Here is a 14759-nt window from a genome sequence, read left to right on the forward strand (position 1 = left end):
CACATGCTAGTACTAGAAGATGTCCATACCCATTACGGCAAGATCGAGGCCTTGCACGGCGTGTCTGTCGAGGTCAAAAAGGGTGAGATCGTCTCGCTGATCGGCGCCAACGGCGCGGGCAAGACTACCCTGCTGATGACCGTTTGCGGGAATCCCCAGGCCAGCTCCGGTCGCATTTTCCTGGAGGGCCGTGAGATCACCCGCGAACCCACCGCCCAGATCATGCGCTCCGGCATTGCCATCGTTCCCGAAGGACGGCGGATATTCTCAGGCCTCACCGTTGAGGAAAACCTCCATATGGGCGGTTTTTTCAACACCAAGGCGGAAATCCGCAAGAGTATCGATCACGTTTATGAGCTTTTTCCGCGCCTTCAGGAGCGGGAACATCAGCGTGCCGGCACCATGTCCGGCGGTGAGCAGCAAATGCTCGCCATCGGGCGGGCCCTGATGAGCAAGCCGCGCATGATCATCCTCGACGAGCCCTCCCTGGGCCTGGCACCGCTGGTGATCAAGCAGATTTTCGAGATCATCGGCCAGCTTCGCGAGGAAGGCATCACCGTCTTCTTGGTCGAGCAGAATGCCCACCAGGCGCTGAACCTGGCTGACCGGGGCTACGTGTTGGAAACCGGTAAGATTCGCCTGCACGACACGGGCAAGAATCTGCTGGAAAACCCGGATGTCCAGAACGCCTATCTCGGCGGTTGATACGCGCGAAATCCGCTTCTTTTTATAACCTGCATACCAAAGAGTTTATTGGAACCCCCTAAGGTGCCAATAGACTCTTTGTTTTATTTTCGCCACTCCCAGGCCAGCCAATACCTCCCCAAACATCAGTTTTTACATTCTTTAAAGAAATCCATTAGTTACTGGCGCGACACAAGTCTAACCAATCTGTAATATTCGGCCGTTCGGAACCTACCTGGTTCCGACGTTTTGGAGCTGTAACTAATTAAGGAATTTAAATGAGTGTATCTAAATCAAAGGGCGTGGTACTGAGTGTCATCCTGAGCGTTCTGATGATCTCTGGTTGTGCAACGCCGCTCTCTTCGGGACAAAAGCAAGAATATCGTGGCTACCAGGCCAAAGGTCTCGCAGTGGAAGAAAAGAATCCGGGAGCGGCGGCTGCACTCGGTATCCTACCGGGCTTTGGCTCTTTCTATGTTCGTGAATACGGTGCCGGAGTTGTAAATCTTCTGCTTTGGCCAGCATCAATCCTGTGGGACCCGATGAGCGGCTACCAAGGAGCGCAATCAATTAACTATTATGCAACGAAGCAGAAAGTTGACCGATTGAAAGACAAAGAAATCGCCCAACTGGAAGATCAGTTGATGATGGAAACAATCGACAATAAAGAATATGTTTCAGCAAAACGCGAGATCGACAACAAGTATTCAGCGTACTGACGGAGCTTAACTGGCTGAGATCAACACTCAGACTCAGCTCTCGCCATACCTAACCGAAATCAGGGCCGCCCACCGGTAGCCCTGATTTCACAAGACCTGCCAATACCCTTTCACGCTCTTGATCGTTCCCTAGTAGTCTTTAACCAATACATCAATGGTGCCGTAAAAACCATAATGGTTGTTTTCACGGTGTAGCGCGGTGCCACAATCACGTTCGCACCAGATGCGGAAATAGAATTAAACGCTGCCGCTGATTTAACTGCGGAAACCTGATCAAGTCCGCCGAGACCTAAAGCGCCGCTGCCATTGGCAGTATGCGTTGTCGTCGCTTAACGTAAAGAAAATAATCTTGGTAGCGGAGGATTTACCGGAAATGTTCTCGCCAACTTCAATATCAGCCTTGACCGCCGTATCAACAGATCCATTCAGGGGAACGGAGCTGGAATTGACATTGAGGGAATAACAGCCGGCCATTGCGCCGGCCAGCATCAGACTGGACGCGATAAGCAGTTTTTCAGGCCAAATCAAATACTCACCAATCTTTAAACTTGCGTTGGCTGGATATCAACTATACTCAGACCAACGGTCAACCTGTCTCCACAAGACCAGTCAGGGCCGTTTTCGCAATGCTGCTCCACGCTTGGGGCAGTATTGTGTATTGCGACGACAGCTTTAAACCACAGAAAGGAGTGGATAATGAAAAAACTGATCGCAGGTGCAATTCTTCTTGGTGCTTCCTCCATGGCCTTTGCCCAACCGGGTTGTGGTGTAGGCGCCATGATCTGGAAAGGACAGTCCGGTATTGCCCCCCACGTACTGGCTGCAACCACCAACGGAACCTTTGGTAACCAGACCTTCGGTATGACCACAGGCACCCTTGGCTGCCAGACCAACCAGTCTGTTCAGTCCATGGCCATGTACATGGACAGCAACATCGACAAGGTTGCCCGTGACATGTCCCGCGGTTCCGGTGAAAACCTCGATACCCTTGCGGTATTGCTGGGCGTGGACGAAGCTGACCGTGACACCTTCCGCAAGGTGCTGCAGGACAACTTTGCCACCATCTTCCCGAGCTCTGACACCACCTCCGGCGAAGCGGTCGATGCCATCGTCGCGCTGCTGGAGAAAAACGAGTCACTCAGTAAATACGTAGCAGCCTGATCCAGGCTCGCTGAAGGGACGCGCTCTTGCGCCAGGGACGGCGCATCGCTCCACTCTCTACCGTTCAACCCCGGATGCAGCACATTCCATGGGCAACATGCTTCGCATTGGGCCAGCCCTGATCTGGCTCGCAGTCAGCCTGCCAACCCAGGCCGATACTCCTGCAGATACATCCGAGCTCCATCTCGATCCTGCCTGGCTCACACTGATCCATTACCAGCCCGACACCTTCGGCGATGGCTACACCAGCCAGGCCGACGACCCGGCCTTTTTTCTCAGCGAAGACGGCAAGCACTCGCCAAAGTCAGAGCTGCAGGCCACTCTGGAGGCAATACAGAAACCCGGCGAGGGTGATGACCACGCACGCTGCCAGTTTCCGGCAAGAACCACCTGGCTGCAGCAAGAGCTGAATTTGGCGCTGCCCGAAGTCAGCTGCCCCGGATATCAGGAATGGTCGGAGACACTCAACACTGAAACCGTGACCCTGGTGTTCGCCGCCTCATACCTGAACAGTCCGTCTTCCATGTTCGGTCACACATTCCTGCGCCTGGACCCGCCCCAGGACGACGAGGAAACCAACCTGCTGCTGGCCAACACGATTTCCTACGCGGCGGATGCTGCAGCTCACGACAGTGAACTGCTGTTTGCCTACAAGGGTATTTTTGGCGGCTATCCCGGAATAACCACCGTCCAGCCCTACTACGAAAAAATACGGCTGTACTCGGATATCGAGCATCGGGACCTGTGGGAGTACAAACTGAACCTCACCCAGGACGAAGTGGACCTGATGATCGCCCACGCCTGGGAAATCAGGGATCGTAACTTTGACTACTATTTCTTCGACGAGAACTGTGCCTACCGCCTGCTGGCACTGATAGACATCGCGCGCCCCGGCACTGACCTTCTGGGCGAAGTAAGCACTCACGCCATTCCCTCGGACACCGTCCGCTGGGTAGTGGACAAGGACCTGGTCAGCGATGTGTATTACCGGCCGTCAGCCGCCACCTCCGTGGCCTACAGCCTCTCTACCCTGCCCGACGACCACCAGACCCTCGCGGCGGCCATTGCCACTGGTTATGTAGACGCCGATTCCAACGAGGTGAGCTCGCTGCCAGCCGAACAGCGAGCCCATGTACTGGACGCCACCTACGATTATGTTCGCTATAAAAGCGAGGCCGACGGCTGGCCCCGGGAAATTGCGGCGCCACTCTCCCATGACCTTTTGCGAGAACGCAGCCAAATCAATGACGTTGCCCCACCAGAGGAACCGCCCGAGCCGGTTGTGAGGGACGACGAGGGCCACGACACCTTCCGCATGAGCCTCGGGGCAGGCCAACTGGCACACAGGGAGTTCACTCAACTGACCCTGCGTCCGGCCTACCACGACGTTCTCGATCCTCCGGCCGGCTACCGCACCGGCGCCCAGCTCCAGTTCCTCCGCCTCGACGCGCGCTTGTATACAGACAACAACGAGCTGCAACTGGAACAGCTCACCGGCGTGGAGATCCGCTCATTGAGCCCGCGGAACGCCTTTTTCTCGCCACTGTCATGGCAGGTAGGTTTTGGTGGCCGCCGCACTGACACTGGCAACGACCGGGTTCTTACCCCCTATCTCGAAGGCGGCGCAGGGGGCAGCTGGAGCCTTGGCCATCAGACCCAGGCGTTTGCCATCGCTACCGCCGACCTGGAAATCGACGACGACCTGCGCCGCGGCTACGATGCTGCCCCGGGCGCTGACATCGGCCTGCTCCATCAGAACAACCAGTTCAGCCTGCTAGCCGGTGCCAAAACCAAGGCCTGGATCGTCAGCAGCCAGCACCGCCAGGACCAGCTCTACGCCAAAACCAACTGGCACATCGGCCGCGAGTTCAGTCTGTTTGCCGAGTTCACCCGGGAAGACCACTACGACAGGTACCAGAGCACATGGCACGCCGGAATCCACGCGTATTTCTGAACGCCACCACGGCCCGGTTAAGCGGGCTTCTGGTTGCGCTTCTGCTGTTATCCGGTTGCAGCAGCGTCTTCTTCTACCCGGACCGGGTGACTTACATCACTCCGGACCGGCTAAACCTTGAATACGAAGACATCTACCTCGACACCGCCGACGGCGAAACCCTCCACGGTTGGTGGCTGCCCGCAGAAGCCCCTGAGAACAACGCCAGGGGCACGGTCTACTTCCTCCACGGCAATGCCCAGAATATCAGCAGCCACATCCTGAACGTGGCCTGGCTGCCCGAGAGAGGCTACAACGTCTTCACCATCGACTACCGGGGCTACGGCCAATCCACCGGTGACCCCGACATCGAAGGCGCCCTGCACGACGTGGAAACCGGCCTGCGTTGGCTGGTGAAGAAGCCGGGAGCAAGTGAACGTCCGCTATATATCCTTGGCCAGAGCCTCGGCGGTGGACTGGGCATCGCCCTCGCAAGTGAATGGACCCAACGGCAGGAGCAACCCCGCTTGGACGGCGTCATTCTGGACGGCACCTTTTCAGGGTTCCGCAGCATCGCCCGGGAGAAACTTGGCGAGTTCTGGATTACCTGGCCACTCCAGATTCCTCTGAGCTGGACTATTCCTGAGGACTATGAGGGTGTGGATCATATTCCCAGGATCAGCCCGGTTCCCGTTATGGTAATCCACAGCGTTCGGGACGGAATTATTCCGTTCCATCATGGCGAAGCACTGTATGAAGCTGCGGAACAGCCCAAGGAATTTTTGCAGACGGATACGCCTCACGGGGCGACGTTTGTTATTCCTGGGTACCGGAGAGACGTACTTCGCTTCATGGATTCTGGGCGATAGAGTATGGGCGGCTGTTGGTTTTCCCTTTTCAAAAGTGTTGAGGGCCAGGGACGGCCCGAAACAAGCGCACATGGATGTGCTCGTAGCGTCTTTTGAAAAGGGAAAACCAACAGCCGCTTGCAACCAAGCCAAGCACAATAAAAAACCCGCCAATCCAGAGGAAAGGCGGGTTTTTATTAAGCCCGAAAAAGATCAGGCAGAGAAATCGGTCGGCTGGTCGCCTTCCTTGATTTCCTTCATGGACAGCTTAACGCGACCACGGTTGTCCACATCCAGCACCTTCACCAGAACTTCCTGACCTTCACTCAGCTCGTCAGTCACGTTCTCGATGCGGCGATCAGAGATCTGGGAGATGTGCACCAGACCATCTTTGCCAGGCAGGATGTTTACAAAGGCACCGAAGTCAACAATGCGCTCAACGCGGCCCTTGTAGATAGCACCCACTTCGATCTCGGCCGTGATTTCCTTGACCCGGGTCACCGCCGCCTGGGCAGCTTCCTGATTGTCGGCGTAGATCTTCACGTTGCCGTCATCATCCAGATCGATGGAAGCACCGGTCTCATCACAGATCGCACGGATAGTAGAGCCACCCTTACCGATAACGTCGCGGATCTTCTCCGGGTTGATCTTGATGGTGGTGATGCTCGGAGCGCGGGCAGACAGCTCGGCACGCGGGGTAGCGATAACCTTGTTCATCTCGCCAAGGATGTGCAGACGCGCAGCGTGAGCCTGCTCAAGCGCGATTTCCATGATCTCGTCGGTGATGCCGTTGATCTTGATATCCATCTGCAGGGCAGTGACGCCCTCCTGGGTACCGGCAACCTTGAAGTCCATGTCACCCAGGTGATCCTCGTCACCCAGGATGTCGGTCAGAACCGCAAACTTGTCGCCTTCCTTGACCAGACCCATGGCGATACCGGCAACCGGTGCCTTGATGGGTACGCCCGCGTCCATCAGTGCCAGGCTGGAACCACAGACCGAGGCCATGGAGCTGGAACCGTTGGACTCGGTGATCTCGGAAACCGCACGGATGGCGTACGGGAATTCTTCCAGGGTCGGCATGACCGCCAGAACACCACGCTTGGCCAGACGACCGTGGCCCACTTCGCGACGGCCCGGCGAACCGACACGTCCAGCCTCACCTACGGAGTACGGAGGGAAGTTGTAGTGGAACAGGAACGGATCCTTGCGCTCACCTTCCAGGGCATCGATGATCTGCACATCGCGGGAAGTACCCAGCGTGGTGGTCACGATGGCCTGGGTCTCGCCACGGGTAAACAGGGCGGAACCGTGAACGCTGGGCAGAACGCCCACTTCAATTTCGATCGGGCGAACAGTCTTGTTGTCGCGACCGTCGATCCGGGGCTTGCCATCGATAACCTGCTGGCGAACCACGCTCTTCTCGATCTTGCCGAAGTACTTTTTGACTTCGTCTTCGGAAGGCTGGCCTTCCTCTTCACCGGCCAGTTTTTCAACGGCAGCGGCTTTCACCTCGCCCAGACGCTCATAGCGGGCCATCTTGTCACGGATACCGTAGGCTTCCTCAATGGCACCGGCGAACTCGGCCTTGATGGCATTCAGCAGTTCGGTGTTTTCCGGCTCCGGCTGCCAGTCCCAACGGGGCTTGCCAATCTCGGCGGCGAATTCCTTGATAGCGGCAACCGCTGTCTGCATTTCCTGGTGGCCGTAGAGCACACCGCCCAGCATCTGGTCTTCGGTCAGGCCCTTGGCTTCGGACTCAACCATCAGCACCGCGTCTTCCGTACCGGCTACGACCATGTCCAGCAGGGAGGTTTCCAACTCTTCGAAGGTCGGGTTCAGGAAGTAACCGCGCTCGTTGGTGTAACCCACGCGGGATGCGCCGATGGGACCATCGAACGGAATACCTGAAATGGCCAGGGCCGCAGACGCAGCCAGCATCGCGGCAATATCCGGATCCTGGTTCTTGCTGGAGGACATGACCGTGGTGATGACCTGGACTTCGTTCATGAAGCCGTTCGGGAACAGCGGACGAATCGGACGGTCGATCAGGCGGGAAGTCAGGGTTTCCTTCTCGGAAGGACGACCTTCGCGCTTGAAGAAACCACCCGGGATTTTGCCCACGGCGTAGGTCTTCTCGAAGTAGTTAACGGTCAGCGGGAAGAACGGCTGGCCTGGCTTGGCTTCTTTCGCGCCGACAACGGTACCGAGCACGGAAATGTCATCGACGGTTACCAATACAGAACCGGTTGCCTGACGAGCAATACGGCCGGTTTCCAGAGTGACGGTCTTGCCGCCCAGCTCAAATGATTTCTTGAAAGGTTTCAGATCCACAAAAAACTCCTGGTCTATCTGGTCCAGATTGATTCGTTCCGAGCGCCCCTGCGCTCGAAACCATAGTCCTGCAGATGATGTGCTGTGGTCTGAAGAGCAACCCGTCTGAAAGCTAACAGGCTGTTGCAAAACCCCGGTCTGGGAGGCGGCAGTTGCAGAGGCCGCCGGGCCCGGGCTTTTCAACAACCTGCTATCAATTTCGGCTTTCCATTACGACAGGGAATCCTTCGAACACACAGACAATCCAACTGCAGCGGGAGAAAAACACAACCAGCAGACCCCACAAAGGGCCTGCTGGTCGACGGCTGCCACCGAACAAGCCGGCGCAGCCCTCAGGTCGTAAAGACCCGGATTAGCGACGCAGACCCAGACGCTGGATGAGCTCCAGGTAACGGTCGGCGTTCTTGCGCTTGAGGTAGTCCAGCAGCTTACGACGCTGGTTAACCATCCGGATCAGGCCACGGCGGGAATGGTGATCCTGCTTGTTGGCCTTGAAGTGATCCTGCAGCTTGTTGATGTTGGCGCTCAGCAGAGCCACCTGAACCTCAGGGGAACCGGTATCGCCATCACCTTGCTGAAAATCCTTAACGATCTGTGCTTTCTCGTTGGCAGAAAGTGCCATAACTCACCTCATTGTTTGCGATGCTTTCGAATACGGCCGAACCGCGCATCTCTACAGCCCGGCTAAACAGCGGCGCGTCTAACGCTTTCCGCTGTTCTTCACCAGTCGGCGCGGGACCAGATTGGTCTGCTCGCCTTCCGGGAATGCTTCTGCCAGCCCCACAAAGCTTTCGTTTGCGCTCTCGTTAGCATAGAGACGCACGAAGCCTTCGTAGGCCTGACCCGGTATTCTAACCGGTTGTCCGTTCAAGATCGATACCAGCGCCTGCCCCGCCAGACGGTGCTCGGGGAACATCGACAGAGCGGCATCCGGTGCCACCAGGAGACCATCGAGGCTCTCACCCCGTTCGCGCATCGCCTCGAGATCACTGACGGCATGGGCATTGGCCAGAGTAAACCCTGACGCCATGGTGCGGCGCAATGCAGTCACATGGGCACCGCAACCGAGAGCTTCACCGATATCCTCAACCAGTGAGCGAATGTACGTACCCTTGGTGCAGCTGACCGCGATGTCCAGTTCGTTCTCACGAATGTCCAGCAGCGTCAGTTCGTAGATGGTCACCGGCCTTGCCGGACGCTCAACCTCAATACCCTCGCGGGCATATTCGTAGAGGGGACGCCCCTTGTGCTTGAGCGCCGAATACATGGAGGGAACTTGCTGGATATCACCCCGGAAGCCATCCAGTACCGGCTCCAGCAAGTCAGCGGTCAGACCGTCTGGCACAGGCTTTTCGGCAACGACCGCGCCCTCGCTGTCACCGGTTTCGGTTCGGATTCCGAGCCGGGCGGTGGCAATGTAGGCCTTGTCGCTGTCGAGCATCATCTGGGAGAACTTGGTGGCCTCACCGAAGCATAGCGGCAGAACGCCGGTCGCCAGGGGGTCAAGTGCGCCGGTATGGCCGGCCTTGGCCGCCCCGAACAGACGCTTGACCTGCTGCAGAATGCCGTTGGAGGTCACACCCTGCGGCTTGTCGATAACCAGAATACCGTTGACGTCACGGCCTTTGCGTCTGCGGCTCAAGCGTTACGCTCCGGATCATCCTGGTCGTCCTCTTCATTCCGTTGCACGGCCGGCTTGTCGCCAACTGCTTCGCGAATGAGGCTGTCCATCTTGCGGCTGTAACCCTGCAGCGTGTCGAAGTGGAACCGCAGCTGGGGTACGACCCTCAGCTTCATCGCGCGACCTACCTGGCCCCGCAAAAAGCCCGAGGCCTTGTTCAGCACCGCAATCGATTCCTTGACCTCCGGAGACTCCTCCGTCAGTTCCTCGGTGGAAAGCAGGGACACATAAATATCGGCGTAGCCAAGGTCACGACTGACCTTGACCGCGTTTACCGTGACCATGCCCACCCGCGGGTCTTTGACCTCCCGCTGGATGAGCTGGGCCAGTTCCCGTTGCATCTGATCGCCGATGCGATCAATACGACTGAACTCTCTTGGCATCAGGTTTCCTTCAAAATCGGGCGCATCAGGCGCCGGTGGACTCAAGCTTGCGCTCGACCCGGACGCGATCGAAGACCTCGATCTGGTCGCCGACTTTTACGTCGTAACCCTTAACGCCAATACCGCATTCCATGCCGTTACGGACTTCAGGCACGTCGTCCTTGAAGCGACGCAGGGATTCCAGCTCGCCTTCAAAGATAACCACGTTGTCCCGAAGAACCCGGATCGGCTTGTTACGGTAAACGGTACCTTCAGTAACCATACAACCGGCCACCTGACCGAACTTCGGCGAACGGAACACGTCACGGACATCGGCAATACCAACGATGTCTTCGCGGAATTCCGGAGCCAGCATACCGGTCAGAGCTGCTTTCACATCATCAATCAGGTTGTAGATGATGCTGTAGTAGCGCAGATCCAGACCTTCCTGCTCGACCAGGCGCTTGGAAGCACTGTCGGCACGCACGTTGAAGCCGAAGATAACCGCGTTGGTTGCCATGGCCAGGCTGACGTCGGTCTCGGCAATACCACCCACACCGGACGATACGATCTTCACCTGAACCTCGTCGTTACCGAGATCCTGCAGGGCTTTGGTGATGGCTTCCAGAGAACCACGAACGTCGGTCTTGAGCACCACATTGAGGGTTTTGACCTCGTCTTTGCCCATGTTCTCGAACAGGTTCTCAAGTTTGGCCGCCTGCTGACGCTGCAACCGCTGCTCCCGCTCGCGGCTCTGACGGAATTCAGCCAGCTCTTTGGCCTTCTTCTCGTCGGCAACGGCGAAGAACTCGTCACCGGCATCCGGTGTACCGTTCAAACCAAGGATCTCGACCGGAATCGACGGGCCTGCTTCCTTGACCTGCTTGCCAGCTTCATCGGTCATCGCCCGGACCTTACCGAAGTAGGAGCCGGCCACAACCATGTCGCCCTGACGCAGGGTACCGTTCTGAACCAGTACGGTTGCCACGGAACCACGTCCACGCTCGAGACTGGATTCAACAACCACACCCTTGGCAGGCGCATCAGTGGCTGCCTCAAGTTCCAGTACTTCCGCCTGGAGCAACAGTGCTTCAAGCAGGTCTTCGATACCCTCACCGGTGTGCGCGGAAACTGGCACGAACTGGACATCACCGCCCCAGTCTTCCGGAATCACTTCCATACCGGCCAGTTCGGTCTTGACGCGATCGGGATCGGCTTCTTCCTTGTCCATCTTGTTGATGGCGACGACGATCGGAACGCCGGCAGATCGCGCGTGATCAACCGCTTCTTTGGTCTGGGGCATGACACCATCATCGGCGGCAACCACCAGAACCACGATGTCAGTACACTGCGCGCCGCGGGCACGCATGGCAGTAAAGGCCGCGTGGCCCGGGGTATCCAGGAAGGACACCATGCCGTGATCGGTCTCTACGTGGTAGGCACCAATATGCTGGGTAATGCCACCAGACTCCCCGGAGGCCACCTTGGTACGGCGGATGTAATCCAGCAGGGAGGTCTTACCGTGGTCAACGTGACCCATCACGCTCACAACCGGAGCACGCTTGGTTTTTTCGCCACCTTCGAAGGAGAACTCGCTCAGAACCTCTTCCTCGAACGCGTCTTCACTGACGGTCTTGGCTTTATGGCCCAGCTCCTCGGTCACCAGAACCGCAGTTTCCTGGTCCAATGCCTGGTTGATGGTGGCCATGACGCCCATGCCCATCAGGGTCTTGATGACATCCGCCGACTTGACCGCCATACGCTGGGCAAGGTCACCGACAGAAATCGTTTCTGGAATCTCTACTTCTCTGACCATTGGTTTGGTCGGCCTCTCGAAGCCATGACGCTTCTCTTTGGGTTTCTTTTTCGCACGCAGCGGCTTACGCAGCGTGGTCTCTTCCTCGTCCTCGGAGATAACCAGCGGCTCTTCCACCGGGCGGCTGCGAGGACCACGATGGCCAGCCTGCTTCTTCTTCGGCTTGCCCTCTTCAATCTCGTCGCCGCGCTCGCGAACTTTCTCTTTCTTTTTCTTCGGTTTGCGATCCTTGCCTTCGCCCTCAGGCGGCGGCATCGGCATGTCTTCCGGAGCGGGAACCGGCTCGGGCTCAGGCTCGGGCTCTTTCTTCGGCTCTGGTTTTTCTGCCTGTTCCGGCTGCTCGGATGTTGCTGCCTCGGCCGGCTTCTCTGCCTCAGGCTGCGGCGCCTGCTCGGCTGCTACCTTTGGCGCTTCTTCAACCGGTGGTTGCTCCGGCTGCTGCTCTGCTACCGGCTCTTCCGGTTTCGGTGCTTCAGCCTCAGGCTGCAATTCAGCCCGTTTGATGTAGGTACGGCGCTTGCGAACCTCAACATTGACGGTCTTTGCCTTGCCGGCCTTGAGCGTGGTGGTGGTCTTACGCTTAAGGGTGATCTTGCGCGGTTCGGCGTCTGCCTCACCGTGAGTTTTTCTCAAATAGGCCAGCAACTGCTGCTTCTCATCGCTGGAGACAGAATCATTCTCGGAGCGGGCTTTCAGGCCAGCCTCCACAATCTGCTTCAGCAAACGATCCACGGGAGCGCCTACATCTTCGGCCAGTTGTTTTACCGTTACTTCAGCCATACTGGTCCTCCTCCCGAATTAGGCCTGGTCTTCAAACCAGGGGGCACGTGCGGTCATGATAAGCTGACCAGCACGCTCTTCATCCATACCTTCAATCTCGAGCAAGTCGTCTACCGACTGCTCTGCCAGATCCTCCATGGTGCGCACACCCATACCGGCCAGCTTAAAGGCCAGGCTACGGTCCATGCCGTCCATTCCCAGAAGATCTTCGGCCGGCTCGGCACCCTCGAGCGCTTCCTCGCTTGCCAGGGCCTGGTTCAGCAGAACGTCCTTGGCACGACGGCGCAGCTCGGTGACGGTCTCTTCGTCAAAGCCTTCGATCGCCAGCATCTCTTCCATTGGCACATAGGCCACCTCTTCAATGGAGGTAAACCCTTCCTCGATCAGCACTCCGGCAAATTCTTCATCAACGTCCAGATTGCCAGTGAAATGCTCGACAAGCCGGCTGTATTCCTGCTCCTGACGCTCACCGGCTTCTTCCTCGGTCATCACGTTCAGGGTCCAGCCTGTCAGGTCCGTGGCCAGGCGAACGTTCTGGCCGTTCCGGCCGATTGCCTGTGCCAGGTTGTCCTCCGCCACAGCCACTTCCATGGTGTGCCGGTCTTCATCCATAACGATGGACGCAACTTCTGCCGGCGCCATGGCATTGATTACCAGTTGGGCCGGGTTGTCGTCCCACAGCACGATATCAACACGCTCACCGCCCAGCTCATTGGACACTGCCTGAACCCGGGAGCCTCGCATACCAACGCAGGCGCCAACGGGATCGATACGCCGATCGTTGGTCTTCACCGCAATCTTGGCCCGGGAACCGGGGTCACGGGCGGCACCACGGATCTCGATCAGCTCTTCAGCAATCTCCGGCACTTCAATGCGGAACAGTTCGATCAGCATCTGCGGAGAGGTGCGGCTCAGAATCAGCTGAGGGCCGCGATGATCGGTGCGAATTTCCAGCAGCAGGGAGCGCACACGGTCGCCCATGCGGAACGTCTCGCGCGGGATCAGGTATTCACGGGGCAACAGCGCCTCTGCGTTGGCACCCAGATCAACAATGACATTGTCCCGGGTCACCTTCTTTACAGTACCCGAAACCAGCTCACCAACGCGGTCGCGGTAGCTGTCCACGATTTTGGTGCGCTCTGCCTCACGAACCTTCTGGAAGATAATCTGCTTGGCGGCCTGGGCTCCGATGCGGCCAAAGGCTTCAGACTCGATCTTCTCCTCGTGGATATCACCGGGCTTCAGGGCCGGGTCGATCTCTTCGGCTTCCTGCAGGGTAAGCTCAGTGCCAAGCGCAGGAACGGCATCGTTATCGACCACGAGCCAGCGGCGGAAGGTTTCGTATTCGCCGGTTTTCCGGTCGATTGCTACGCGGATATCCGCCTCTTCGTCTTCAAAGCGCTTTTTGGCAGCGGTGGCCAGTGCCAGCTCGATCGCCTCGAAAATCACATCCTTCTCGACACCTTTCTCGTTCGAGACGGATTCAACCACCAGCAAGATCTCTTTACTCATTGGATTGCCCTGCCCTTTAAATCAACTGTGCGTCCACGGACTTCGTTCAGTTTGTTCATTCAAATACCGGCACGATGTGGGCTTTTTCAATGCTGTCGAATGGCAGCAGGTATTCGTGATCATCAACGACCACAACCACATCATCACCTTCCACGCCTTTGATCAGCCCCTGAAACTTCCGGCGACCTTCAAACGCCATCCGGAGACGAATCTGAACCTGGTGACCAACAAAGGCCTCGTATTGCTCAAGACGAAACAGCGGGCGATCCATCCCCGGGGATGAGACCTCAAGCGTGTATTCGGTCTGGATGGGATCTTCCACATCCATCACACCGCTGATCTGACGACTGACTTTTTCGCAGTCGTCGATGCCGATGCCGTTCTCGGCATCGTCAATAAACACCCGTAACAGGGAATGATGGCCCTGCGAGCGGAATTCAATGCCCCAGAACTCATACCCCAGACCTTCCACGACGGGCTGAAGAATGTCTTCCAGTTGCTTAAGCTTGGCTGACAAGTTGTGCCTTCTCCGTTATCAATTTACCGGCCCCAAAAACAAAAAAAGGGCTGTTTTATCAGCCCTTTTTATGCACCAGGGCCCGTTGCGCCAGGCCCCTTAATCAAAAAGCCCCGAACAATGGGGCCTTTTGTTGCAAGAACTCGCAGGAAACAAACCGGTGTACCGTTTCCTGCTGACAGACACCTGGCCTGCCAGAAACCCGCCAGCACCACGCGGCAGGTCCCAATATCCGCCGGAGTATAGAGACGCCGGACAGACTGGTCAAGGACTGACCAAAAAAAACGGCCTGGAAACTCCAAGCCGTTTTTCTTCTAATATGGTGCCCGGGGCCGGACTCGAACCGGCACGGCTTTCGCCACTACCCCCTCAAGATAGCGTGTCTACCAGTTTCACCACCCGGGCAACATTC

General features: G+C 57.3%; 12 protein-coding genes and 1 tRNA gene. 5 read left to right on the forward strand and 8 right to left on the reverse strand.

Annotated elements, in window-relative coordinates; translation table 11 throughout:
• Positions 1-3 precede the first annotated feature (3 nt).
• From NUW46_RS16725 to NUW46_RS16745, 5 genes are all read left to right on the forward strand, one after another.
• A complete protein-coding gene (locus NUW46_RS16725) occupies positions 4-705 on the forward strand; it encodes an ABC transporter ATP-binding protein (protein ID WP_136631388.1) in 702 nt (233 codons plus the stop codon).
• Between the two features lie 257 nt (positions 706-962).
• Positions 963-1403 carry a hypothetical protein gene (locus tag NUW46_RS16730; protein WP_418140734.1) on the forward strand — a complete coding sequence of 147 codons (441 nt, stop codon included), beginning with the start codon at positions 963-965 and terminating at the stop codon, positions 1401-1403.
• 696 nt (positions 1404-2099) lie between these two features.
• The gene (locus NUW46_RS16735; RefSeq protein WP_069181903.1) at positions 2100-2564 is read left to right on the forward strand and encodes a DUF3015 domain-containing protein; all 465 of its coding nucleotides are present in this window, start codon (positions 2100-2102) and stop codon (positions 2562-2564) included.
• An 88-nt stretch (positions 2565-2652) separates the two neighbouring features.
• Positions 2653-4518, forward strand: a complete 1866-nt coding sequence (locus NUW46_RS16740; protein WP_418140735.1) for a DUF4105 domain-containing protein — start codon at positions 2653-2655, stop codon at positions 4516-4518.
• Complete coding sequence (locus NUW46_RS16745; protein WP_418140736.1) at positions 4488-5366, forward strand: alpha/beta hydrolase; 879 nt, start codon at positions 4488-4490, stop codon at positions 5364-5366. Before NUW46_RS16740 ends, NUW46_RS16745 begins: the two co-directional genes overlap by 31 nt.
• 192 nt (positions 5367-5558) lie before the next feature.
• Here the strand turns inward: NUW46_RS16745 and pnp are convergent, their stop codons facing one another.
• The 8 genes from pnp to NUW46_RS16785 form a co-directional block, all read right to left on the reverse strand.
• Positions 5559-7673: a polyribonucleotide nucleotidyltransferase gene (gene pnp / locus NUW46_RS16750; RefSeq protein ID WP_418142053.1), complete on the reverse strand. Its 2115-nt coding sequence runs from the start codon at positions 7671-7673 to the stop codon at positions 5559-5561.
• Between the two features lie 358 nt (positions 7674-8031).
• Positions 8032-8301, reverse strand: coding sequence for a 30S ribosomal protein S15 (rpsO, locus tag NUW46_RS16755; protein WP_008171539.1), 270 nt, complete (start codon positions 8299-8301; stop codon positions 8032-8034).
• Positions 8302-8379: 78 nt separating this feature from the next.
• A complete protein-coding gene (gene truB, locus NUW46_RS16760) occupies positions 8380-9321 on the reverse strand; it encodes a tRNA pseudouridine(55) synthase TruB (RefSeq protein WP_209400100.1) in 942 nt (313 codons plus the stop codon).
• Positions 9318-9743, reverse strand: coding sequence for a 30S ribosome-binding factor RbfA (gene rbfA / locus NUW46_RS16765; RefSeq protein WP_069181908.1), 426 nt, complete (start codon positions 9741-9743; stop codon positions 9318-9320). Before rbfA ends, truB begins: the two co-directional genes overlap by 4 nt.
• 25 nt (positions 9744-9768) lie before the next feature.
• Positions 9769-12318 (reverse strand): translation initiation factor IF-2, encoded by a 2550-nt coding sequence (gene infB, locus NUW46_RS16770; protein ID WP_222465377.1) that lies wholly within the window; start codon positions 12316-12318, stop codon positions 9769-9771.
• Between the two features lie 18 nt (positions 12319-12336).
• The gene (gene nusA / locus NUW46_RS16775; protein ID WP_136630326.1) at positions 12337-13830 is read right to left on the reverse strand and encodes a transcription termination factor NusA; all 1494 of its coding nucleotides are present in this window, start codon (positions 13828-13830) and stop codon (positions 12337-12339) included.
• A 55-nt stretch (positions 13831-13885) separates the two neighbouring features.
• Entirely contained in the window at positions 13886-14347 is a 462-nt protein-coding gene (rimP, locus tag NUW46_RS16780) for a ribosome maturation factor RimP (RefSeq protein WP_064230003.1), read from the reverse strand.
• Between the two features lie 320 nt (positions 14348-14667).
• A tRNA-Leu gene (locus NUW46_RS16785) sits at positions 14668-14752 on the reverse strand.
• Positions 14753-14759: the final 7 nt, after the last annotated feature.

This window comes from Marinobacter sp. MA, assembly GCF_048298425.1.
Lineage (GTDB): Bacteria > Pseudomonadota > Gammaproteobacteria > Pseudomonadales > Oleiphilaceae > Marinobacter > Marinobacter salsuginis.

Bases quoted from the DNA above. Each gene is read 5' to 3' on its own strand.
- rpsO (WP_008171539.1), bottom strand. From the start codon at position 8,301: ATGGCACTTTCTGCCAACGAGAAAGCACAGATCGTTAAGGATTTTCAG.
- NUW46_RS16725 (WP_136631388.1), top strand. From the start codon at position 4: ATGCTAGTACTAGAAGATGTCCATACCCATTACGGCAAGATCGAGGCC.
- rbfA (WP_069181908.1), bottom strand. From the start codon at position 9,743: ATGCCAAGAGAGTTCAGTCGTATTGATCGCATCGGCGATCAGATGCAA.
- nusA (WP_136630326.1), bottom strand. From the start codon at position 13,830: ATGAGTAAAGAGATCTTGCTGGTGGTTGAATCCGTCTCGAACGAGAAA.
- NUW46_RS16745 (WP_418140736.1), top strand. From the start codon at position 4,488: ATGGCACGCCGGAATCCACGCGTATTTCTGAACGCCACCACGGCCCGG.
- NUW46_RS16735 (WP_069181903.1), top strand. From the start codon at position 2,100: ATGAAAAAACTGATCGCAGGTGCAATTCTTCTTGGTGCTTCCTCCATG.
- infB (WP_222465377.1), bottom strand. From the start codon at position 12,318: ATGGCTGAAGTAACGGTAAAACAACTGGCCGAAGATGTAGGCGCTCCC.
- NUW46_RS16740 (WP_418140735.1), top strand. From the start codon at position 2,653: ATGGGCAACATGCTTCGCATTGGGCCAGCCCTGATCTGGCTCGCAGTC.
- NUW46_RS16730 (WP_418140734.1), top strand. From the start codon at position 963: ATGAGTGTATCTAAATCAAAGGGCGTGGTACTGAGTGTCATCCTGAGC.